This is a genomic window from Paenibacillus solisilvae (genome assembly GCF_042656405.1).
Classification (GTDB): Bacteria; Bacillota; Bacilli; order Paenibacillales; family Paenibacillaceae; genus Paenibacillus_Z; species Paenibacillus_Z solisilvae.
Genome location: NZ_JBHSOW010000037.1, coordinates 32050 through 56103, shown reverse-complemented (window position 1 = coordinate 56103; position 24054 = coordinate 32050). Strand labels below are relative to the sequence as shown.

The following is a 24054-nucleotide window of genomic DNA, read 5'->3' as shown; positions in this document are numbered from 1 at the left end:
CTTGACCAATGGAAACAGCCTTTTTTTCAATTCATCAATCGTTCATCGGCAAGGCGTTATCGTCTTTGTTAGTTTTATTGATGCATAAATGACGCATAAAAGACGATGAATGATTGTAATTGCTTATTTATTAATGTACAATGCCTTATATAAGGCTTTTGATAGGTAATTTATCGTTATATGGATTAGGGGGGACATGAGCATGTTTCAAGAAGAGCGGATAAACGCGATTATTGAGCATTTGAATCAACACCAACGAGTCGATATTAAAGATATTTGTCAACAATTTGAGGTATCCCGCGATACCGCCCGCCGGGATTTATTGAAGATGGAAGAGCTTGGCCTCATCATCCGTACACACGGCGGTGCTGTTTTACCGAAGAAAACAAAAGAAATATACGAGTATAAAGAGCGTCTGGTAAGAGAATCCGGGGAGAAGCGCGAGATTGGGCATTTCGCAGCTTCACTTGTTAAAAACGGAGATTTCATTATGATGGATGCTTCAACCACCGTTCAATTCGCCGCAGAAAATTTATCCTCCGAAAATATCGTTGTCGTCACCAACTCGATTGATATTGCAGATGTGCTATCCAGAAAAAAAACAGTAAGAACGATTTTATTAGGCGGGGAATTGCACTCTCAGCAGCGATTTCTATTTGGGCAATCAACGATTGATAAGCTAGCCGATTATCAGGTAGATAAATTGTTTCTTGGCGCATGTGGAATTACGCCGAATGGCTTATCTTATCCTCACGAGGAAGATGGAGTTGTTAAGCGTGAAATGATTAAACGGGCAAATCAAGTCATCGTATTGGCGGACCACACTAAGTTCGGTGATCAGATGTTTTACAAAATAACAGGATTAGAATCCATTGATTTGTTGATCACAAACCAGAAGCCGAATCGGGATATTATGGATAAGCTTGCAGAGCATCACGTCGAACTATTAGTCGTATCGGAGGAAGATAGCGATGATTAAACTGATTGTTAGTGATTTAGATGGTACTTTATTGGATCATACACGTCGAATTAGTAATCGGGATCTCGAATCCGTTGAGACGGTAATTAATGAAGGTTTTGAATTTTGCATTGCATCAGGAAGGATGTACTCAGAAATCAAGATAATCATGCAGCAATTCAATGATTGTTATCATGCGATAGGTCAAAACGGAGCAACTGTTCACAAGAAGGATCTTGATCTATTGGCCTCCTCTGTATTTGAACCCGAGGTATCTTCGCGGCTGCTTCAAACAACCCGGAGATATAATCATTTTGTCAATTTTATTCATTGCACAGATGATTCCTTTTATATAAAGGAGCGTACAGACACATCGCTTCCGTATGAATCGCGAATTTTAACAGCTTGTACAGTACGTGACGATTTGGAAGCAGCTTTGCAGGAGGATGAAATAAGGTGCTGCAAAATTTCCTACTTTGGTGAGCTTGAAGAATTGAATCAATTGCAGGCTGAGTTGAATACCCGGTTTGAAGGTAAAATAGAAACGTTTATTTCCGACAAAGATTGCCTTGATGTGATGCCGTTAAGTGTCTCGAAAGGGGTAGGATTAACACTTTTGATCAAAGAGTTGGGTCTGCATCCAAACGAAGTTGCATGTATAGGCGATTCTTTTAATGATTTATCCATGTTTGACATAACGGAACATAGCTTTGCAATGAGCAGCAGCCATGCTGACATAAGAAACCAAGCAAATACGGTTATACATTCTGTAGCTGAAGCGATTCATCACATCATTTCATATAACCGCTCTTTTATTAACGGATAGGTATTGAAAGGTGTTGATTGGATGAAAAAAGTGGTTTGGTTAGGTTGCGCGGCCTATTTTCTGATCGGACTTGCAACAGTCGTGTTGGGTGCTTTGTTACCGGAGATGCTGCAAGATTACGGCCGGAATTATAGCAGCGGCGGACAATTGGTTTTCACACAATTTGCAGGTTTCTTCATTGGGGTTGTTGCTGCCCCAAGAGTGTCTGAACGTCTAGGTTACCAGCGAACGATATTGCAAGGAGTGCTCCTATTAGTTATTGTACATACCGCATTATTATTCCACCCGCACTGGTACCTGGTCATGTTACTGGCGGCATTAAACGGGTTTGGCTTTGGAATGACTCAAACCGCTATAGGAACTTTCTTATTGGAATCCACGAATAATGGAGCTGTAACGATGAGCCGGCTGGAGGTTTCGTTTGGAATCGGAGCTTTGTTAATGCCAATCGTGTCCAGTTTCTTGATCGCACGGTTTTCTTGGAGCTGGTCTTTTGCAATCGTTATTGTATTTGCAATCATCAACTTGGCTCTTTGGAGCATGAAATTTGTTCGTCATGATCATGCCGGTATGGTGCCGCATCAAAGCCCTGCAATGCATGTTGAAATCTCCTCTGACAAAGCTGATAAACTGCGATTTAGTCTTCCCAAACTTGCTTTCTTTATTTGTTTCGTATTCCTGTATGTCGGGATTGAAACAAGTATAGTTAACTTCCTTCCTTCGATATTTGTACAACATTTTAATCTGAATACTTCAGAAGCAACACTTTCGGTTACGTTTTTTTGGATCGCTATGGTTATTGGCCGGATTTTTGCAGGTGTAATTGCCGAAAAGTTCAACTATAGCCGGTTTTTGATGGGCAGTACCCTGGGTGCCATTATTTTTCTCATTTGTATTGCGCTAGTCAAAAATACCATTGCAGCTTTCACGCTTGTCTTATTGATCGGACTTTTTCTGTCTGGCATCTTCGCAATCGTAATCGTCCTCGCCAATCGTGTTTTCATGGGAAATACGAAACAAACGACAAGCATTATGATTGCGTCGGGTGGAGTTGGAGGAGCGGTACTGCCCTTGCTGACCGGGTGGAGTATGGATCATTTTCAAGCGACAAAGACAATTTGGGTTATCATCGTTTGTGCTTTACTCATGTTTCTTTGCTTACTCCATGTAAGTAGAAATACAGGGACATCGTCTACTACACTTGACGAAGCGAAGCATTCAGGTGTGCCTAGCCGATAATTGAAAGGGTCAAAAAAAGAACTGCCCTGTTGCTGAAGGCAGTTCTTAGTCTGTTGCAAAAATTATTCAACTTTTAGAGAAATAAGAGTCGTTCCATACTCAATATCGCTTTGTAATTGAATGGTTGTTTTTAATGGAACTGCGGCTGATTTAAGCGGAATGTAGATATAATTGTTCAGCACTTGCGGCGCTTGAGTTAAGGTAACAGACTTTCCGTTAGCGTTAGCTTGTTTGCTGCCAAGTCTAAAAACAACATAGTTTCCATTGTCTTTAAGTACGACGGTTTTTTGTTTCTTGTCCCATGCTAATCCGAATTCCATTGACGTTGCCAATTGTTTGGCACCGATCATCATCGTGCCTTGTTTTACATATGGATGACCGTCAGCATAAACGGCTTGTCCAGGCCTGGAAAGATCTTCACCAATCATGCTGTAAAACTCACCGGTCCGAACCGACAATTTCAAATCGTTGTGCAGCAAGTCATACAGGGAAGAAGCAGAATCAAGCTGTTTGATAAACGATCTAGGGCTAGTAATAGACTCAATATCTGTATATTTACTGTTTGCAGCAGGCTGGTCAACCGCTACAGCTTCATTTATGTTCCAATTTTGACCCGTCAATGTTATTTTTGCAGAGCGGATTGGAAGTGGTGTCATTCCTGCAACTTTCGGGATACGGTAATAAATTTCAGCTTTGGTGCTGCGAATTTTAAAGGATGAATCGATTCCCGTTTCCAACTTTATATAATTATTACGGTTATTAAGCATTTTGTAGATGGCCTCATCATCATTGGACAAATCCACTTGTAATTGGCTTAAAAACTTGCGGTATTGTTCCATCATATCGTCAGCTTCCGTTTTACGGTCAGATTCAGATAACTCTTGATCATAAGACAATGCTGTATTTAACAGCTTTTTAACATTGGTTTCATCATGTAACAGATTGTCAATGAAATCGATGATGACTTCATGCAAATTCGTGCCTTGAACTTCCATTTTCACATTGCTAAGAGTAACTTCTTCACCGTTAATGCTGGTTTTATGCCCAAAATCGATCGTCGTATTTTTAGGATTGGGCAAATTACGGATTAATGTGGACATGAGCTCATCCCGAAATTCCAGATCATTCTTCAAACCGCTTATAAAGCCTAAATCCATATCTTCTAACGTGCTGCTGTTAGCTAATGAAGCACTTAACAAGTTCTTGGAACTTTCAACTTGCATGACGAATTTTTGGTCATTTGTGTACAATTTGAATGGAATTGTTTTTCCTGCAAGAGTGATGGACCCGCTGGCAGATCCGTTCAGCTCATCCTTGCTTTTTGTATGAACTTCGATAGAACCTGACTTAAGCTTATCAAGCATCGATAATTCTTCCGCCGTAACATCCGCATTAGGATCAATCTCAAAGTTCCATGACATCGATTGGCTGCTTTCTCCGGATTTCACCTTCAATTGCTCCAAAAGCGATTTATTTAAGTCAATGCCTTCAACAGATTGACAAGCGGTTAGTACAACTAATAATAGAAAAATAATACCTACATACCATTTCTTTGCGTTACGTTTCATCTTTCTCTCCTCGCGGCATTTTCATAAACACCAATTTGCATATTTTTTTCAGACCTACATTAGTATAAGAATTATTGATTTAAGTTTCAATGGATAATGTTTCTTACTGGAAGGGCTGCCAACGTGACAATAACGTAGCCTAGAGTCTGTACGAAAACTGTACAATCCATAAAAAAGCAGTACAATTGAACCTATGTGCGCAGATACGAAATAAGCGGATGATGAAGAGGGGTGTTCCTTGATGACAAATAGTAGAATGAATCCTAAGGTTAATGAATTTTTAAGTAAAGCTAAAACGTGGCAGGAAGAATATGAGAAGTTGAGAAAAATCGTTCTTGACTGTGAGCTGACCGAAGAATTTAAGTGGATGCATCCTTGTTACACGTTTGAGAAAAAAAACATAGTTTTAATACACGGATTTAAAGAATATTGTGCGCTTCTGTTTCACAAAGGTGCCTTGTTACAGGATGCCCATGGGATACTAATCCAACAAACGGAGAATGTACAGGCGGGGCGCCAGATTCGGTTCTCCAATGTTCGAGAAATAGTTGCAATGGAAACCATATTGAAAGCCTATATTTATGAAGCCATTGAAGTTGAAAAAGCCGGTTTGGAAGTGAATTTTAAAAAGCATACTGAATTCATACTTCCTGAAGAATTTCAAAATAAATTCGATGAAATCCCTGCCTTGAAAACTGCTTTTGAAGCATTGACGCCCGGACGGCAAAGAGCATACATTCTTTATTTTTCTGGACCCAAACAATCCAAAACTCGAGAGTCAAGGGTTGAAAAATGTATGCAGCAAATTCTCAATGGAAAGGGATTAAATGATTAGGGCGTGTATGCAAACCTAAGCAAAAAAGCATTCAATTAAATGCCGTTCGCAATAGTTATGGATAGGATTACCTTCTATTTAAAGATGATTTTCGGTATTCTAATAAAAGTCTATTCATAGAAGGAGATGACTTTATGAACAAACGAATTGGCATTATAGGCAGCGGTACATCGGGACTGCAGCTGACGTATTCCTTGAAAAACGATTTTGATGTTACGATGCTTCATTACGAGGAACCTGGTGAGATCTTGCGTGGAAGAATTCAATCGACCCAGGTGCATTTTCGTCCGACATTGGACAGGGAGCACCGATTTCATATGCCTGAAACGGATGCAGCCCCCTCCATTAAATCGATTCATTTCAGCATGGGCCAGCAGAAGCTTTTTGTAGGAAGGCTAACAGGCACTGCCGCGTCTATTGATCAGCGGATGGCCTACTCTCAGGCGATGAATGATTTGGAGCAGCGGGGTGTGCGCTTTCGCAAAGCCCGCATAATTCCTGAAGAATTGAAGACGTTGGCTGAATCGTATGACTTGTTGATCGATGCCACCGGAAAATCAGGCCCGCTTGCACCATTTCCAGTAGAAGTCGAGCTAACACCATTCCATACTCCGCAGCGAAAATGCATTGTCGGATATTTTACGGGGGTAGCCCCGGTTGAGCCTGAGGGAATTTCAATTACAGTCCTTCCCGGAACAGGCGAGATGTTTGAAATCCCCGCCTTAACCGAGCAGGGACCGGTTACGATTTTATTCATAGAGGCGGTGCCTCAGGGGAAATTGGATGCCTTTATCGGGGTGAGGACCAGTCAAGATTTTGTGGAACGAATGAAGAGCATTTTACAGGATAATTTTCCGGAAATTTACGGGCGCATTGATCCGGACCGTTTCTCTCTGGTGGATGAATCGGCATATCTTCAGACCGCGATCACGCCGGTTATTCGCCAGCCGTATCTGATGCTGAACGATACGTTGGTGCTGGGATGCGGAGACAGTGTCATCCTTGCAGATCCGATTACGGGTCAAGGCTGCAATACGGCATCTTATTGTGCAGAGCAGTTGTATGAGACCCTTATGGCGCACAAGGAATCTGCATGGGATGAGCAAATTGGCATTGATTATTGGAGACGCATCGGCCCTTATGTTAAGGCAGTGACAGAATGGACCAATGCCATGACCGGACCGTTGCCGGAACACGTTGCCCAGATACTCATGAAGGCAGCCACGGATCAACAGGTCGCCGACCAAGTTGCACATTGGTTCGAGGTGCCTACCAAGGCGCATGAAGCATTTTTCCGTTAATAAGATTAAAAAGTTCAAAGGAAGCAGGCCCTATCAACAAAAGGCGTTGATATTACTAAGTTCAAGCACTTTTTATTATCATCCATTCAATGAAAACGGAATAAACGATCAAGAGGGGGGCCACTTAATTGACGCTCCTCTTGATTTAATTGATGGAGAAATGTTGCGGTTACTCTGCATAGAACGAAGAAATACCGGCCAACTGAGACTGATCTCTACTTTTCTAAAGCGCGGTTTGCCCTAATTTTATTATGGAGGAAATAATGTGGACGACAGCAGGTTAGCAAAAGCTCTTATCCAATGGGATTTGAACCCAAGTGGCTTTTTAGTCAAAGAGTGGCTTCGAGACATTGTTGTAAACTTTGGGCAAATAGAAAACAAGCAATTTTATGGAGATACATGGACTGTTTTAGTTAGAATAACTGAATTCATAGATGACTCATGGCTTACATATGCGGATGTTGCTTTTGTCGTGGATGAAGCACCGTGGCATTTACTCGAAAAAGACTATAGCTTTAAACTGTGGGCTGGAAGGGATATTGCAATTGTAACAATTATATGATTATCGAAAAGCAAAGTTTGATAGCGCTAACGGAAAATATTGTTCAATAACGGACAAGATAATAACGATGTTATAACTTGGAAAAATGAATAATCAATAATTTTGTGGGATCATGTATCCAAATGAATAATTTCCACAATGGGCAGTCTTGCCCATCGAGTCGGTCGAATCAGGCGGTACGGACAATATGATCAATTCATTAACTTCTTCTACTATTGCGGGTGGCATTTTGCAATATCAATTTACTCTGCCTGGCTAATCTGCACTGCCCGCTAGTTAGGAATGGATTGCTTCTCGGGACGGGGCGGTTGCCATTGCCATACATTAAATTTTGACTATTGCGGAAATGACCCAGACCTAAGCAATGTCCTGCTTCATGTGCAAATAAATAGGGACTGTTTGTGTCTCCAGCTCTATTCGTTAATGCAATATGTCCAACAAGTGCATTACTGTTATTGAATTTCTGCCGCGTTCCCCCGACACCTACAGTAGAGCCATTTGAAAAAGCTTCCCCGCTTAAATAAAGCACATAGATTGCGGTTAGGTCTCCTACATTTCTTCTAATCTCTTTGATTAGATTATCAATACTTGCATGGTTTAAGCTAGCGGACAATAAACTTGCATTTATTGTTCTGCCTGTAGCGTTCCATGTCCCCCCGGAAACAAAATTGATTTCACAACTGACTCCTGGGGAAAAACCGGTTCCCCATGCCCGATTAGCATTAGCAATATCGCTTGCTATTCTAGCTCTACGGTCTTGAGGAGTACTACTTAACCGTGCATATTGCAACACTCCCTTCAAGTAATAAACTACCATACAATCTATTAAAATAGAGAAGGAGTTGCTTGGATTAGTTTGCGGTTATCAAATCCTTTCAGACAATAAATCACAATAACTTATAATGAAATAATACTTAGGAATCATTACCTAAAAATAGTAAATATGTCATACTCGGACTAGAGAATCACCATGATCTCACTTCATCATGAAAATTGCGAAGGAGATGGCATTTATGTTAATGAATCGGAAAAGGACTGCCTTGGCTCTGCTTGCTTTCTTCGTCATGATCACTATCGTGCTTCTAGATCCACATCATACTGCTAATGCGTCGAGCCAAGGTGAACTGGCTTTCGATTATAGCGGTCGTTTTACGGTCAATGAAACAGAGGGGACAGTCAGCCTGACAGTCATTCGAACGATGGGAAGCGCCGGTGCTGTAACGATTGACTACTACACGAGAGATAAGGAAAACGTACCGGCCTCACATCCCGCCAGACCAGGTCAAGATTTTGAGGCGGTTAGTGGAACATTGGTATTCGCTGACGGTGAGTCTGCAAAGACGATTGTTGTCCCTCTCATCAATGACTCGCTTTACGAGGAATATCCGGAAAGTTTTGTTATTGAGCTCAAAAATCCGACAGGCGGAGCGACTCTATCAAAAACTTCTTATTTTTGCGGTGTGACGATCATCAGTGATGACGATCCAAATTCAACGAATGTAATCCGAGCGGAAAAAATGATCAATGGCGAAGGGGACGGTTATGCAAGGGTAAGACTAACACGTAAGAACCCGACGAATGACGAAGTCTTAATCCATTATCAAACATCACCCGGGACCGCTCAAAGCCCCTCCGACTATGACGAAGCCGCTGGAGTGATCGCCTTTGCACCGGGAGAAACGGTTAAAGTCCTTACCATTCCTGTTCATGACGATAATTATGCCGAAGAGGCAGAATACTTCTTTGTCGCATTCCAAAATGTATCGGAAGAGAACGTTTACGTAAACCTGCTTGATCCGGATACGAGAATTTCCTATGTCGACAATGATCGTGCCTATGTGAGATTCAAAGACCCTGTCGTTTATGCAATGGAAGAGACAAGGGGAGCCTATATCAAAGTCACAAGGACCGGGGAAAGACCTATCACAGTTGAGTATGAGACGATAGCGGGGACAGCAGCTGCTGGTACAGACTTTACTGCGGCTAGAAAGACTTTATCCTTTACAAAAGGAGAAGTGAGTAAGACGATATTCGTCCCTCTATTGGATGACAGCCTTGCCGAATACATGGAATCATTCACTATTCGCCTCTTTGATCCGATCGGTGGCGTGATAATCGAAACAGAAACCATTGAAGTTCATATCCTTGATAAGGACCATTTAACCTAGTAACAGCGGTTCATACTCACTACTGCATATATTATGCCTGTTTCTCAGATCTACAACGACAAGGAGTTACATCATGCGTAAACTAATTATCATGAATGAATATCGAGGTATTGGTCAGGATAATGCAGCGTGGTGCTGCAATCATATCTAAACAAATGAAATTGGGATTAATTGGGGGTAAACCGAAGGAAAGAGGTTAAATCAAGGAAACACGATTGTTCTATAACGCAGTTACTAACCAGTCCTTAGATAGGGGCTGGTTTTTTGCAGCAGGCTCAACTAAATAAACAGCATAAAAATGCATAAAAAGAAAATAAATGATGGTAAATTGTTGAAAAAACGACAATAACGGAATATAATAAGATCATAAAATATATATAAACGAATATACAGGAGGTAAGACGCATGATACAGGAAGGGACAGGGATGTTTGCCGAAGAAAGACGGGAGAAAATTCTTGCTTTATTGCATCAAGAGAAACGGGTACTGGCTAAGGACTTGGCGGAGATGTTCCAAATTTCCATCGATTCAATCCGCCGAGACCTGTCCATCTTGGAGGAAAAAGGATTACTTAAGAAAACGCACGGCGGCGCGATCCCCTCTACGAAAGTTCGACAGTCACCTCCGCCTCCAGAAAGGCGATACGGCGAAGGATCACCGCAGGGGAACGCAATCGCTAAACTCGCTGTATCGTATATTCGAGAAAAAGATACCGTATTTATTGGCAGTGGCGCGATTTCTTACGTGTTATTGAAGCATCTGCCAGAACATATGCCGCTAACTATCGTGACTAACAGCATGCGTGTGGCCGATGTATTGCGTGAACAGGAGTGGATTGATACTTACTTAATCGGCGGTCGTGTAAAGCCCTCTGGCAATATTACAGATGTACTTGCGAACGAATCTGTCCGCCAATTTAAGTTTGATATTAGCTTCGCCACCGGAGGCGGTATCTCTGAGGAGGGAATATTTGTGGCTACTCCGGAAGTAGCAGCATTCGGTAGAGCGGTATCTGCTGTATCTCGCCGACGCATTGGAATTACAACGCACCATTCTCTTGGAAATGATGGTTTTGCAAAGGCAGGGATGATTGAAGATTTGGATTTGTTAATTACAGACGAGGACGCTGATCCGGAAGCGATAGAACGGATTCGGGCGCTTGGGGTTAAGGTGATCGTTGCACAAGTGGATGACAGTGAACGCAACTAATAGTTGTTGAATGGAAGAGGCCAGCCCCAAACCAATTGGAGGCTGGTTTCTTCTTCAAGGACATGATGTAATAGGGTATCCATAAATAATCTCCAATTCCATTTGCAAATGAATCGTTTCTCCTTGAGGCAGTGCGATTAAGCCGGTTAACTCAGGTTTTAACGGGAGATTGGGTGCATTTGTTACCCATGTATACGGTTCTATGGCGATAAACTCGTCCGCTTTTCCCCCCGTGTAGATCACCCAATGTTTATAAAGTTTTGAAACGTGTATACGGATAGCATATCCTTCTGTAGCCAGTAACGCCGTACGAGGCTGGTCTCCAATGAGAAACGGTGTATCTAGGTCTACATCCTGCAGATTCATTCCGTCCAGGAAAGCTTCGTATTTGCCCAGCGGCAGCAATCGGCCTGTCGGCATCAAGGCGGAATCTAACTCCCAAATTTTCGAAACTGGAAGGGTTAGCATCCATTTTTCCGGTGAATGGTCAAGGAGAAACCATGGATGCAGCCCAAAGCCGATCGGAGCAGTTAAATGGCCTTGATTTGTAATGCTAACATACTGGGTTAGTCTGCTTTCTTTTAGTTCATATCTCATGATGATATATAAGTCATGCGGAAATTGTTCCAGCACGTGAGGAAAACGGGCTGTCTCAAAGGATGAAGTGACGGACATGTTGGAGCCGATTTCATACGTATTTCTTACTTCCCATGGATTCAACGCGAGAAAGCCGTGGATATGATGTCCATTAGGGGTATTGATCTCCAATTGATATTCCCTGCTCTGAAATCGAAAGCGTCCATTACGAATCCGGTTGGGAGGCATTAAGACGGGGATTCCATAGAGAATCGGCTCAGTTTTCAATATAGCAGTTAAACTGCTTTCTTTTAGTTCATATCTCATGATGATATATAAGTCATGCGGAAATTGTTCCAGCACGTGAGGAAAACGGGCTGTCTCAAAGGATGAAGTGACGGACATGTTGGAGCCGATTTCATACGTATTTCTTACTTCCCATGGATTCAACGCGAGAAAGCCGTGGATATGATGTCCATTAGGGGTATTGATCTCCAATTGATATTCCCTGCCCTGAAATCGAAAGCGTCCATTACGAATCCGGTTGGGAGGCATTAAGACGGGGATTCCATAGAGAATCGGCTCAGTTTTCAATATAGCAAGCGGTTGAGGAGTTCTTAATACTTCGCGTTGCTTTATTTTATCCCATATCCGATACATATTGTTGCCAAGTGCAGGACAAAGCGAGGCAGCAATCTTATCGCTTTCCATTGTGATCACATCAAAGCCTTCGATTGTCTCTCTTGTAATCATTGCCTTCCCTCCTTGCAGTCGCAATACTAACCCATGGGAATATGTAGATTAGGAAATACCCTGGAGCATCGTGTGAACCCGCATATTATCGATCATATTGGAGAACGGAGTAGAATATGACATACATGATCATAAGATGGATACGGAAAGAAACAAGAAAGAAGACATCCTTACTCTCTGGAGGATTTCTTCTCTCAAGTTTCTGCTTAACTGGCTGCAGCTTTGTCGGATACAACAAATCGTCCCGAAGAAATCGATCAATCAATCCATTACCACACTTGGATCCCGGGGCATAGGTTTACCGGTTAAAGAGCTTTCAAACATATCGATAATGAACAGGAATCTCTCGGCTTCACGGAATACATGATCGGCAAGCAGCGGATGAATAATGCTCTTAATCCGGCAAGCCTCAATTAAATCCCGCGCTGTTCGTTTAAAGTCACGTAATGATGCAACGGAAACCCGATTTTGGTCCAGAAACTGATCAAGGAGCGGGGCGGTTTGTGACTGCGGACGCATCGAATCCAAATCCCTTGCCTGAAATAATAACTGATCGAAATCTTCACTGAAATGATTCGCTTGATCGACTAACTTTCGTTCGGAAGGGTCAAGCAGGTGACTGATAAACTTGGCATGATCAGCCATAATTCTCAGAAAGAATACGTTTTCGTCGATAATAGCGTCAGGCAGCGGTTCCAGTCTGCCCGCATTCAATTCCGCCAGCCGGTTTCTGAAATAGTTGGCTTCTCTGCTTACATGGTCGACGAGCAGCGGGAAATTGTTCGCGCCTGGAAGCTGACAACGGAGGATCAATCCGAGAATTTTCCGTTTAAACACCCAAATATGAGAAACGGCATTATGGACTTCTTCATTAAACCTTCTGATCGTTTGGGGATCCGTTCCAACGTTAAATGCAATAGCTCTGTTTTCGATCGCTTCAAATATGGAATAAAATTGGTTGGCTTCATTAATTAATTGAGTATCCTCACATCGGAATCCAAGTCTGAGGAACAGAGAATGTTCTTTCATAATACGCGACCAAAACCTTACCTCATCCAGGGAACGCGCTACAAACTCATTGGTCATAAAGTGGCTCCTTTCCTTCCTTCCTACTCCATTCTCCCTACGATATGTACGAGTGCTTGGATAAAATGTATAGAGTTGAATATCCGTGTTCAGAAGCACCATTTACTGCGCTGCTCATTAATAACGGACGGGGAAGACTTCACCATAGAGGGATAGAATAGCTTGTTGCATTTATTTTCGGGATAGATATAAAGCATTTAATGATGGGCGATACGCAGCTTTTTACCGCTGTTGGATCGCCTTTTCTTCATGTTCTGCAACTTATTTCCCCTAAAACGGAATGTAAAGGAGGGGATATCTCTCCTTTGGCGAATTATAGGTTCAATCCTTAACGATGAGGTGGTGATCTGGTCCATTTATGTCCCAATCACCCTGCCCATGGTTATTTTGCTATGGAAAAGGTGGTTCACTTCGAAAGTGGATGTAATAATCTGCAGCAGGAAAGGATGAATAAACATGCGGTTTCGGTATCTTCATTCGATTGTTATTCAGCTGTTCTTGTTTTGTTTTATCGGCATGACGCTTCCCGTGCTTGTGATGGGTTTCCTGTCCTACAATAAATCCTCGGCTATTGTGGAGGAGCAGGTGAGCAAGGTTGCATCGCTTACAATCACGCAGGTTAGCGACAAACTGAATCTGTTTTTCAAAAAGCTTGACGACTCCTCCATGATGGTGCTCAACAGCAAGCTCATCCAAAAGATTTTGGAACCAAAGTCGGAGACAACCCTTTTCGATTCCAATGAGATGGTGAAGAGCGGCAAAGAGCTGCTCACGTCAATCATGATCAATTCACCGGAAATAATCGATATTTATATCTTCGATGTTAAACGCAATAATTCCGTATTCAGCGCAGATTCACTCATGTCAATCCCCGATCAGTGGGATTCCGACTGGTATGACGCTATTTTGAAGGCCAATGGCAATACGGTGTGGTTCGGCCTCTCTCAAACCTCGTACCTTAAAAAAACGGAGATGGGTTTTCCGGTATTCGGGCTTGGCCGTGCGATTCGCAGCTGGGAGACCGGGCAGATTATCGGTGTCATGTTCTATGAAATTATGGGAGACCTGCTCATCGACGAGCTCGACCGTGTGCAGTTCGGAGACACGGGTTATATCTATGTGACCAATGATGAGAACCGGTATTTCTACCACCCCAATCCGGCTGAGTACGGAGAAACATCGAAGATTGAGCTGCCGACGAAAATGCTGGAGAGCTATAATGACAAGAAAAAGACGCTTGTCATTCCGGAGCAATTGGATAACGGCTGGCATGTGGTCGGGGTTGTTCCGCTTAAAGAGCTGACCGCAGATTCAGCCAGTATCCGCAATTTCACGCTGTGGATTGCACTGGGCTCCATTTTGCTTGCTATCGGTATGGGGGTATACGGAATCCGTAAAATCGGTAATCCGCTCGTTAGCCTCAGCCGGTTGATGAAGATGGGTGAAGCGGGAGATCTGACCGTCAGAAGCCGCTACATTGGGCGCAATGAAATTGGCCAGCTAGGGCGCAGCTTCAACAAGATGATCGGACAGATCGCGCTGCTTATTGAGCGTATCTCCGAGGAGGAGTCGGAGAAGAAGAAGGCGGAAATACGCGCCTTGCGCTATCAGATCAATCCCCATTTTCTATACAATACCTTGAACACCATTCGCTGGATGGCCAAGCTCAATCGCACGAACGATGTGGATAATGCCGTGACGACACTTGTTCAGCTGCTGGAGGGCAGCCTGGAGCGGGGCGGCGTATTCAGCACCATTGGCGGCGAGCTAGAATTGCTGGAGAAATACATGATCATCCAGGAATACCGGTACGAGAATAAGATTGAACTGCATATCGACTGCCCTCATGAGCTGCTCGATATTCCGATTCCGCGCATGCTGCTGCAGCCGATTGTGGAGAATGCCATCTTTCATGGAATTGCTCCCAAGGAAGAGAAAGGGGCGATCATTATTCATGTGCGGCAGATGGGCGAGGATATCGTCATTCGGATTGAGGATGACGGGGTGGGCATTGACGGGGAACGGATCAATCAGCTGCTGATCAGCGGCAAAGAACGAACGACGAAGGGGATGACGAGTATCGGGCTGCGGCATGTACATCAAACGATCAAGCTTTATTACGGAAATACTTATGGGGTCAAGGTGGCCAGTACACAGGGGAAAGGCACTCAAGTGCTGATTAGCTTCTCACAAAGAAAGGAGGATAAATATGTGCAGAGTGCTGCTCGTTGATGACGAATTCATTGCAAGGGTCGGGCTTCGTACTACATTCGATTGGGAGGGGAACGGTTACAAGCTGGTGGGGGAGGCGGCAAACGGACTCCGGGCGATGAAGTGGATCGAGAACCGTGAAGTGGATATTCTGATCACCGATATTGCCATGCCTGTTATGGATGGCCTGGAGCTGGTGCGCAGAACCCGGGAGCTGTGTCCATGGGTCAAGGTTCTGCTGCTTAGCTGCCATAGCGATTTCGATTATGTGCGGGAAGGAATCAGGCTCGGTGCATCCGATTATATTTTGAAGCCGACACTGAACTCGGATTCACTCAAGACGATTCTGGATTCCATGCGCGAGAAGCTCCAGGAAGAGCAGGAAAACCGGAAATTACTGGATAAATACCGTGAACAGCAGCTTGCTGAGCAGCAGGAAGAGCAGGAGAAGCCTATGATTCCGGCCATTCAGGGGAATGAGAGAGCAGATCGTTCACTGCTGCGAGTGGAAGCCAGCTTCAATGAACTGCCTGCAGCGCATGACACCGGAATTCCGGATATAACGCTTCACCAACGGATTGTTATGCAGGCGGTTCAGTTTATGACTGAGCATTTTATCGAACCGATCTCCCTGCAGCAGGTGGCGGATGAAGTGAACGTCAGCCGGAATTATTTCAGTGAAATTTTCAAGAAAGTGACCGGAACCAACTTTATCGACTACCTGATCACTTTGCGCGTCAACCGGGCTAAGGAGCTGCTGGCAGCGTCGACGCTCAGGGTGTATGAGGTCGCCGAGCAGTCGGGATTTAACGATGTCAAGCACTTCAGTAAGCAGTTCAAGAAGATTGTCGGTCTGTCGCCGGCTGAGTTTCATGGACACCGTGCAAATTAGAGGACAAGCAAACAGCGGAAAACAAGACACATAATCGGAACAAAATCCGTTTCAATGAAAAATCTCGTATTTTATAATAAAAGCGCTTCCATTACTAGAAGTGGGGCATGAGCAGACAATAAAAGGAGGAATGTGTAATGAAGAAGCACAAATGGACACTGTTGGCTCTGGTTCTTGCTCTATCCACTATGCTGCAGGGATGTGCATCAGGCAGCAATGAAGAAGCTCAGTCTGAAGGGGGCAATACAGCACCTAAGGGGGAAAAAGCGAAAATCACCTGGGCTGTATGGGGAAATCCTGGCGAACTGACGCGGTTTCAGGATTTCACGAAGGATTTTAACGCCAAGCATCCTGATATCGAAGCCGAGCTCATTCCTATCCCCGGTGAATATGATCAGAAAATATTGACGCAGCTGACGGGAGGCAAGGCTCCGGATATCTTTTATGCGGGTGACGCCTTTATCGTGAAGCTGATCGAGAATGGAAGTATTGAAGAGCTCACTCCGCTGATGGATGTATCGAACAGTATCGTGAAGAAGGAAGATTTCTATGAAGGACTATGGGGTGCAGCGCAGCGCGACAACAAGATTTTTGGAATAACGGTAGACTGCAATCCGATGGTGCTTTGGTATAACAAGAAGGTTTTGAAGGACGCGGGAGTCACCGATATGCCTGCAGATCTTCAGGAGAAAGGCGAATGGACGTGGGAAGCTTTCAAGACGATGACCGAGAAAATCCGCACAACCGGCAAATACGGTTATGTACTGGATAATTCCTGGAACAGCACCCACAGCTGGGTAACCTCAAATGGAGGAAAAGTTTATGACGATACGGGTGCATATGTCGGCAGCACCGATCCTAAAGCAAAAGAAGCCTTCCAGTTCTTGTATGATAACGTGAAGGCCAAAAACATTACCTTCTCCGGGACGCTTCCTAAAGGTCAAGGCGGCGATGCCATGTTCATGTCCAATCAGGTCGGATTTGTCGGTGCCGGACGCTGGTATCTTCCATTGTTTAAGAAAAACGCAAGTCTCGAATATGACGTGGTGACCTGGCCGACGAATACGGGAAACAAAATTGAGCCAGCCGGTATTCCCACTGCCTATATGGTTTTAAACAAAGCTTCCAAGCAAAAAGGGCCAGCATTTACGTTCCTAACCGAGTTCGTAAGCAAGCAAGGTCAGATCTATCGCCTTCAAGGAGGCGGGAATGCCGTTCCGTCAGTCAAAGGCGCGGATGATGTGGTGCTTGAAGGCAACCTGCCTGAACATGCGAAGCTATTCTTGGATGCCCGTGAAATCGGCTATGCGCTGACGCCTGCTGAGGCCGGTATTCCAGGACTAAGTTCGGATATTAATTCCCGCTTTGAAGCGCTTTGGCTTAAGGACGAAGACCTGGAAACGGCATTGAAGGAAGTTCAAGAGCTGGCAAACAAAAAAATCGATGAATATAAGAAGAAATAAGCTTAGAAGAGGAAGTTGGGATGACGATGGATGTGCAAAGCAAACAAACACCGGCAGCCTCAGCCTCTATAGGCCCAGCAAGAAGCCCGCACCGGCTGCCGCTGAATAATAAGACCATGGATGGCATTTGGGGGTATTTCTTCATTTTCCCTCAATTTGTCGGACTGCTCTGTTTCTCCTTGATTCCGCTCGTAATGGCTTTTGTTCTGAGCTTAATGAAATGGGATGGGTTCGGGGAACGGTCATTTGTCGGACTGGATAACTTTATCTCCCAGTTCAAGGATGAGGAGTTCCGGATCGCCATCGTCAATACGCTGTATTACACTCTGCTTACGGTGCCTACTGGCATTCTGCTTGCTCTGATCGTTGCAATCGGATTGAACCGGGTAAAGGGGAAGGTACTCTACCGGCTGATCTATTTCATGCCGAATATTACGATGTCGGTCGCAGTAGCCGTCGTATTCATGTGGCTGTTTAATGCAGACTTTGGTTTGATCAATACGTATTTGAAGTCCTGGTTCGGAATAGAAGGGCCCAAATGGCTGACGGATACCCATTTTGTTATGCCTACCATTGCCCTGCTCAGCATCTGGATGGGGCTTGGCGGCAATATGGTGTTATTCCTTGCCGGACTGCAGGGGATATCGGCAAGCTACTATGAAGCTGCGCAGATTGATGGAGCCAGCAAATGGCAGCAGTTTCGCCATATTACGATTCCATTGATTTCATCGACCACCTTCTTTATAACCATTATGTCGATAATCGGTTCCTTTCAGGTGTTTGACCAGTCTTTCGTCATGACCTCCGGAGGGCCGGCCAAGGCCAGCTATACCATTGTGTTCCATATCTATGAGACCGCTTTTGTTGACTTTACATTCGGCAAAAGCACGGCGGCTGCGGTGATCCTGTTTCTGATTATCTTGTCACTGACACTGTTTCAAATGGGTTTATCCAAACGCTGGGTACATTACGAGGATTAAAGACTCAAAGATTCGGTAAGGAGGAGCAAATATATGCAGATTAGAGGCTTCCGTGTTTCCACCTTGGTGCTCCATCTTGTGCTGATTCTAGGAGCTTGCATCATGGCGCTCCCTTTCATCTGGATGCTGCTAAGCTCACTGAAGGATTTATCGCAGGTGTTCATCGTGCCGCCGAAGTGGATTCCGAGCCCATTCGTCTGGTCAAACTTCAAAGATTCCTTAACGGCGCTGCCGTTTGGCCGGGCGTATTTCAACAGCTTCTATATCAATATTATCGTCGTTCTGACGCAGCTGTTAACCTGCTCCATGGCGGCTTATGCGTTTGCAAAAATCCGCTTTCCCATGCGTGAGCCGCTGTTTCTGATGTTCCTGGCTACAATGATGGTGCCTGGACAGGTTACGATTATTCCGCTGTATCTGATCATGAAGAACATCGGCTGGCTGGATTCCCATCTGTCGATCATTATACCGTCCGCCTTGCTGAATGCCTTCGGGGTGTTTCTGCTGCGCCAGTTCTTTAAGGGCATTCCCAAGGAAATGGAAGAGGCGGCCATCGTGGACGGAGCCAACCGCTGGACGATTTACTTGCGGATTATGCTGCCGCTGATTAAGCCAGCCCTGTCGGCACTGGGCATATTCACCTTTCTTGGCATGTGGAATAATTTCTTTAATCCCTTGATTTTCCTAAATAGTCCGGACAAATTCACAGTTCCGATGATGCTGAACCTCTACCGGGGTATGTATGCGACGGACTGGACCCTGATGATGGCGGGAGCTGCTATCGCGCTCATTCCCGTGCTTATCGTCTACATAATCGGGCAGCGCTATATTATTGAAGGAGTTACACTCTCGGGGATTAAAGGCTGAGATCAACAATCTGTTTCAAGCTTAAGGGGACCGAATAGGTCCTCTTTTTGCATGATGTCATCTGATGGAGGATCTCGTATCTCAGCCGAGATACATCATTTATATTTATATACTAAGGCAGCTATCTGATCGATTTATTGACCTCACAACCTCCGGCTCGGGCTTGGAAAAGGCTAAACTGTATATCATGCAGTATAGAAAGCGATTTGGACTCATCCGTGGAGCTATACAGGATCCCGTACAGTTAAATTAATCCTAAGGGCCTTATGGAGATGAATTTAGGGAGATTTAAGTGGAAATATCCAGTTTAGCACTCCTATTTCATTATCAAAGCCCTAAATAGCTGTATATATCCAGTATAGATGATCAGCCGTTCTTGCTTGTTCCGCCTTCAAGAACGGAGGGCTGTCAACCAGCTGCAGCTGCGTCGCTTCATGCTCCGTACACTTTACTACTTGAAAACGTAAACCGGTCTGATAGAATGAATGCAAAATAATAATATGCCAATCTTTTGGAGGCTCATCTTATGATTGCCCAGGGAATAATCATTCAAGAGGCTTGCGCAACAAATCGTATTCATTGACGTCAATGATAGTGGGCTATTGGTTAGTCAAATGGTTGAAATGCATGACGACCACGGCTATTAGAGAGGAAGGTAAAGTTGACTAACGAATGGTATTTTCGAGATGGGTTCTATACCATCTTGGCTTCTGAAAATGGAGATAAAATTTTAGACGAGATTGTTCAAGATTTTAACACTCATCATCCAGACAGTTTAATAAAAGAACTAACCATTGATATGTATTCATTAGAGCATCATTTTGATGAATTATTAAAATTTCAGAAGAGAATAAATGATTATGGTAATTTAGGCTATAATTTTTTACTTTGTGATTAAAGGTGGGATCAAATGACTTTTGCCCGCAAGTATAATATCCCTTATTTTGAATTAGATAACGTGGTGTGGAAAAGGCATAAACCTGGAGATATAAGAAGAACCGATGAAGAACGAGATAAGTATTTAGACAAAATCATCTGTTCAGAAAGTTGGATTATAGAAGGTGCACATCACCATAATTGGGTATTCAAAAGTTTCCAAAGTGCCGATTTAATTATCTTTTTGGATACTCCTTATTGGAAAAGAATCATTAGAATCATAAAAAGGTTTTTCTTACAAAAAGTGGGGGTTGAACAAGCGAATTATACTCCAACTATTAAAATGTTTATCAAGATGTTTGAATGGAATGCTGGATTTGAAAAACAAAGTAAACCAATGATTTTAAACATGCTCCGTCAAGATAACCTTAACTCATTCATTTTAAAGGATAACAGCAAGTTTGATAGATGCTTTGTTTAAAGTATTTGAGCAAAACGCTTGTTATTGTAACGACTAACAAGAGCTCAAATAACGGGAAAAGGCAGCCGGTCGGCTGCCTTTTTTAATCTAATAGGATATTATGCATCTGCGAGCTGCCGGCGGGGAGTTAGTCGGCCAGACTGTCCGCTTTCTTACGGTGATAATGCTGATTTACTTTCACGCGATTGCCGCATTTGTCCATGCTGCACCAGCGACGCTGTTGATTTCGGCTCGTATCGTAGAAGTACAGGATGCATGAATGATTTTCGCATTTCTTCAAATTGACCGGTTTGAAGGTCGTCAAGAAACGGGCCGCCTCCTCCAAAAACAATGCAGGCAGCTGCGAGATTTCATAGTGCCGAACGGCTGTTACTACAGTATCTTGAGCTTCGATCTGATAATAACTCCGGTAGCCGGCAAGCTCATGATTCAGGTAAGCGACTACGGACTCTGGGATCGACTTCTCCTGTGTGATATCGATGAAGGCCTGCTCCATATGATTACGAATGGAGAGGATCTTCTGAACCAAGTCTTCTTTCTCGCCCTTCGAAAGCTGATTCTTCTGCCCTGTAACGACATCCAGCTTGCCTGCCTGCTCCAACCACTGGATGAGATCATCCCAAGTATGCAGAAGCTCCGTTCGTGTGCCCTTAACATTTTTCCTTGTATTTACAAAGTCAGCAGCAAAATGATTGCCTACAAAAACAAAACCGGGCTGCTCCATGATTCGTCATCTCCATTCCTCATGCGTCTGTTTCTATTTTAACCGTCTAAATTGCCGTTTACAAGTTATAACAGATCGGAGGAGCCGGGGAAGAAATTCGCGCTGCGGTTACTCCATTCTATGAATTTAATATTTAAACCACATGGTGGAAGTGGTAGAATGATGGTGGAAAGATGAAGAATGGAAATTGTTTGGCGGTTTCTCGCGAAAATGTCTGTCTATGTTACGATGCCGAGTATCTCATGAAAACGCCTGAGGAGGTTTATTAATGAACCGCAAAGTGAAAGCGCATTCCGAATGGACAGGGTTTCAGGAATCGCGTCCTTATGGGAAGAAGTATGACTTGCGAACCGATTTTGTTATGGTGTACGGAATTTCGAATGATCTGCCGGAGAGAATCGAAGGTTGGAAGCGTGCCGGTTATACGATTCATCTGATGACCGGTGTCTCATGGGGAGAATATCAGGATTACCTATATGGACGCTTCGACGGGCGCGACCATTGGGATGAGGCTCAGACCGAACGCAGCGGCAAACATCTGCTGCACGGCAAGGATGTGCCCTACATGGTGCCGACGATTTCGTTCGCTGAATATTTGGCCTCGCATATTAAGAAGGCTATTGACTGCGGCATAGAAGCTATTCATATGGAAGAGCCGGAGTTCTGGGCGGCTGGAGGATATTCAGAGGCATTCAAGAGAGAATGGCTGAATGCTTACGGAGAGGATTGGATTTCTCCCCATTCCTCGCCCGACGCCCAGTACCGGGCTTCCAAATTGAAGGCAGCGATGTATTACCGGGCGCTCGACCGAATTTGCAGCCAGATGAAAGAGTACTCGCTCGTCACTTATGGACGGACGGTGCGTTTCTATGTGCCGACCCACAGCCTGATCAATTATACCCAGTGGCGGATTGTCAGTCCTGAGGCGCTCCTCGTATCCATGCCGTCATGCGACGGATTCATCGCCCAAATTTGGACGGGTACCGCGCGTACGCCGAATGTATACCAGGGCATTCGCCGTGAGCGGACCTTTGAGACGGCTTTCCTTGAATATGGCATTATGCAGGAGTTAACGCGCGGCACCGGGAGAGAGATGTGGTTTCTTCACGATCCTATTGAAGATAATCCCCGTTACAGCTGGAGCGATTACCGGAAAAATTACCGTTCGACCGTTGTGGCTTCGCTGCTTCATCCCGGCGTTAGCCAATATGAAGTTTGTCCATGGCCTCGCCGCGTATTCGAAGGCAGCTATTTAACCGAAGACGGGAAGGGTAAGGAAACGATTCCAGGTGAGTATGCGACTGTCCTGCTGACGGTTATGAACGTGCTGCGCGATATGCACAATCACGAAGAATCGGATGCGGGTGAAGCTTACACGTCTGGAATAGGCCTCTGCTTGGCGAACTCAGCCATGTATCAGCGGGGTGATGTGATTGCACCCGGTGAAGAAGATAACGACGCCTTCAAATATGACGGCACGACAACATCCGATCTGCTGTCGTCCCCGCAGCAGGAGCTGCTGGATTGGTCGGCTTTCTACGGACTCGCGCTGCCGCTTGTGAAGAACGGCATCCCGCTGCGTCCGGTGCAGCTTGATAACATATTAACCTTCCCAGGATATTTGGAAGATTACCGGGTACTGCTGCTTAGCTATGAATTTATGAAACCCGAGCATCCCGGCATCCATCAAACGATCGGCCAGTGGGTAAGAGAAGGCGGCGTGCTGATCTATGTCGGCGATGGCTCGGACCCGTTCCACAACGTTCGCGAATGGTGGAACAACGAGAACGCCCGGCGATCATACGAACGGCCCGAAGAGCATCTGTTCGAATCGATGGGACTGGAGCGCAATCCTCAGGAGGGCGAGCACAAGGTCGGCAGCGGTGCGGTACTATTCCACCGGGTTAATCCCGCGAAGCTATCGCGCTCGTCCGAAGGGGCAAATCAGGTGTGCGATACTGTCCGCCGGGCGCTGGCTATCCGCGGGGAAGAGAATGAATACAAAGAAAATGGATTACTGCAAATCAAACGCGGCCCGTATTTGATCGCCCATGTGCTGGACGAGACGAATTCTCCGAGCGATTCCGTTCTTGAAGGCGCTTTTATCGATCTCTTCGAAGCTGATCTTCCCGTGCTGCGCAGAGTCGAACTGCAGCCGGGAGAGGACTGCCTGCTGTATGATTTGAGCTTCGCCCATAGTGAGGATGAACTTCCGTCTATTCTGGTCAGTTCATCACGGATCCGGGATGAACAGCTGGAGGGAAAACGCTTCTCCTTCGTATCGGAATCACCAGCCGATATGACGGTGAGCACTCGAATTCGCGTTGCAAGTGCACCGCGCCAAGCAATGGCGGACGGCGTGCCGGCTGCATTTACTCACGACGCGGACTCGGGAACGGTGCTTGTCCGTTATCCAGGGGTTCCGGAGGGAATCGAAGTCATTTTGAATTGGTAGTATGTCTACCTGAAAAAATTAGAA

At 44.8% G+C, this 24054-nt stretch carries 21 protein-coding genes; 16 read left to right on the top strand and 5 right to left on the bottom strand.

The window, feature by feature from the left end:
- The first annotated feature begins 202 nt into the window (after positions 1–202).
- From ACFPYJ_RS10340 to ACFPYJ_RS10330, 3 genes are read left to right on the top strand one after another with little or no spacing between them, the layout of a single operon-like run.
- Positions 203–979 (top strand): DeoR/GlpR family DNA-binding transcription regulator, encoded by a 777-nt coding sequence (locus ACFPYJ_RS10340; RefSeq protein ID WP_379188052.1) that lies wholly within the window; start codon positions 203–205, stop codon positions 977–979.
- Positions 972–1784, top strand: coding sequence for an HAD family hydrolase (locus ACFPYJ_RS10335; RefSeq protein ID WP_379188051.1), 813 nt, complete (start codon positions 972–974; stop codon positions 1782–1784). The genes ACFPYJ_RS10340 and ACFPYJ_RS10335 overlap by 8 nt, the downstream gene beginning before the upstream one ends.
- A 21-nt stretch (positions 1785–1805) precedes the next feature.
- Positions 1806–3023, top strand: coding sequence for an MFS transporter (locus ACFPYJ_RS10330; RefSeq protein ID WP_379188050.1), 1218 nt, complete (start codon positions 1806–1808; stop codon positions 3021–3023).
- 62 nt (positions 3024–3085) lie between these two features.
- Here ACFPYJ_RS10330 and ACFPYJ_RS10325 read toward each other — a convergent pair whose 3' ends face one another.
- Positions 3086–4591, bottom strand: a complete 1506-nt coding sequence (locus tag ACFPYJ_RS10325; protein ID WP_379188049.1) for a copper amine oxidase N-terminal domain-containing protein — start codon at positions 4589–4591, stop codon at positions 3086–3088.
- 241 nt (positions 4592–4832) lie between these two features.
- Between ACFPYJ_RS10325 and ACFPYJ_RS10320 the strand changes: the two genes are divergently transcribed.
- From ACFPYJ_RS10320 to ACFPYJ_RS10310, 3 genes are all read left to right on the top strand, one after another.
- The gene (locus ACFPYJ_RS10320) at positions 4833–5426 is read left to right on the top strand and encodes a YdeI/OmpD-associated family protein (protein ID WP_379188048.1); all 594 of its coding nucleotides are present in this window, start codon (positions 4833–4835) and stop codon (positions 5424–5426) included.
- Between the two features lie 134 nt (positions 5427–5560).
- Positions 5561–6727: a styrene monooxygenase/indole monooxygenase family protein gene (locus ACFPYJ_RS10315; protein ID WP_379188047.1), complete on the top strand. Its 1167-nt coding sequence runs from the start codon at positions 5561–5563 to the stop codon at positions 6725–6727.
- A 265-nt stretch (positions 6728–6992) separates the two neighbouring features.
- Positions 6993–7289, top strand: coding sequence for a hypothetical protein (locus ACFPYJ_RS10310; RefSeq protein ID WP_379188046.1), 297 nt, complete (start codon positions 6993–6995; stop codon positions 7287–7289).
- Between the two features lie 199 nt (positions 7290–7488).
- Here ACFPYJ_RS10310 and ACFPYJ_RS10305 read toward each other — a convergent pair whose 3' ends face one another.
- A complete protein-coding gene (locus ACFPYJ_RS10305) occupies positions 7489–8091 on the bottom strand; it encodes a zinc metalloprotease (protein WP_379188045.1) in 603 nt (200 codons plus the stop codon).
- Positions 8092–8302: 211 nt separating this feature from the next.
- Between ACFPYJ_RS10305 and ACFPYJ_RS10300 the strand changes: the two genes are divergently transcribed.
- Both ACFPYJ_RS10300 and ACFPYJ_RS10295 read left to right on the top strand, forming a co-directional pair.
- Positions 8303–9457 carry a Calx-beta domain-containing protein gene (locus tag ACFPYJ_RS10300; RefSeq protein ID WP_379188044.1) on the top strand — a complete coding sequence of 385 codons (1155 nt, stop codon included), beginning with the start codon at positions 8303–8305 and terminating at the stop codon, positions 9455–9457.
- Between the two features lie 426 nt (positions 9458–9883).
- Positions 9884–10666 carry a DeoR/GlpR family DNA-binding transcription regulator gene (locus tag ACFPYJ_RS10295; RefSeq protein WP_379188080.1) on the top strand — a complete coding sequence of 261 codons (783 nt, stop codon included), beginning with the start codon at positions 9884–9886 and terminating at the stop codon, positions 10664–10666.
- Positions 10667–10720: 54 nt separating this feature from the next.
- On the opposite strand, the gene ACFPYJ_RS10290 is transcribed toward ACFPYJ_RS10295, so the two are convergent.
- On the bottom strand, positions 10721–11995 hold the full coding sequence (locus tag ACFPYJ_RS10290; RefSeq protein ID WP_379188043.1) for an aldose epimerase family protein: 1275 nt from the start codon (positions 11993–11995) through the stop codon (positions 10721–10723).
- A gap of 261 nt (positions 11996–12256) precedes the next feature.
- Complete coding sequence (locus ACFPYJ_RS10285) at positions 12257–13081, bottom strand: DUF2935 domain-containing protein (protein WP_379188042.1); 825 nt, start codon at positions 13079–13081, stop codon at positions 12257–12259.
- Between the two features lie 456 nt (positions 13082–13537).
- Between ACFPYJ_RS10285 and ACFPYJ_RS10280 the strand changes: the two genes are divergently transcribed.
- The 7 genes from ACFPYJ_RS10280 (at position 13538) to ACFPYJ_RS10250 (ending at position 20851) form a co-directional block, all read left to right on the top strand.
- Complete coding sequence (locus ACFPYJ_RS10280; protein ID WP_379188041.1) at positions 13538–15313, top strand: sensor histidine kinase; 1776 nt, start codon at positions 13538–13540, stop codon at positions 15311–15313.
- Positions 15291–16184: a response regulator transcription factor gene (locus ACFPYJ_RS10275; protein WP_379188040.1), complete on the top strand. Its 894-nt coding sequence runs from the start codon at positions 15291–15293 to the stop codon at positions 16182–16184. The genes ACFPYJ_RS10280 and ACFPYJ_RS10275 overlap by 23 nt, the downstream gene beginning before the upstream one ends.
- A 137-nt stretch (positions 16185–16321) precedes the next feature.
- On the top strand, positions 16322–17647 hold the full coding sequence (locus ACFPYJ_RS10270) for an ABC transporter substrate-binding protein (RefSeq protein ID WP_379188039.1): 1326 nt from the start codon (positions 16322–16324) through the stop codon (positions 17645–17647).
- Between the two features lie 116 nt (positions 17648–17763).
- A complete protein-coding gene (locus ACFPYJ_RS10265) occupies positions 17764–18627 on the top strand; it encodes a carbohydrate ABC transporter permease (protein ID WP_379188079.1) in 864 nt (287 codons plus the stop codon).
- A 33-nt stretch (positions 18628–18660) separates the two neighbouring features.
- A complete protein-coding gene (locus tag ACFPYJ_RS10260; protein ID WP_379188037.1) occupies positions 18661–19494 on the top strand; it encodes a carbohydrate ABC transporter permease in 834 nt (277 codons plus the stop codon).
- Positions 19495–20155: 661 nt separating this feature from the next.
- On the top strand, positions 20156–20392 hold the full coding sequence (locus ACFPYJ_RS10255; RefSeq protein ID WP_379188036.1) for a hypothetical protein: 237 nt from the start codon (positions 20156–20158) through the stop codon (positions 20390–20392).
- 12 nt (positions 20393–20404) lie between these two features.
- Complete coding sequence (locus ACFPYJ_RS10250) at positions 20405–20851, top strand: P-loop NTPase family protein (protein WP_379188035.1); 447 nt, start codon at positions 20405–20407, stop codon at positions 20849–20851.
- Between the two features lie 127 nt (positions 20852–20978).
- On the opposite strand, the gene ACFPYJ_RS10245 is transcribed toward ACFPYJ_RS10250, so the two are convergent.
- Positions 20979–21575 (bottom strand): CGNR zinc finger domain-containing protein, encoded by a 597-nt coding sequence (locus tag ACFPYJ_RS10245; RefSeq protein ID WP_379188034.1) that lies wholly within the window; start codon positions 21573–21575, stop codon positions 20979–20981.
- A 268-nt stretch (positions 21576–21843) separates the two neighbouring features.
- Between ACFPYJ_RS10245 and ACFPYJ_RS10240 the strand changes: the two genes are divergently transcribed.
- The gene (locus ACFPYJ_RS10240) at positions 21844–24030 is read left to right on the top strand and encodes a hypothetical protein (protein WP_379188033.1); all 2187 of its coding nucleotides are present in this window, start codon (positions 21844–21846) and stop codon (positions 24028–24030) included.
- Positions 24031–24054 lie beyond the last annotated feature (24 nt).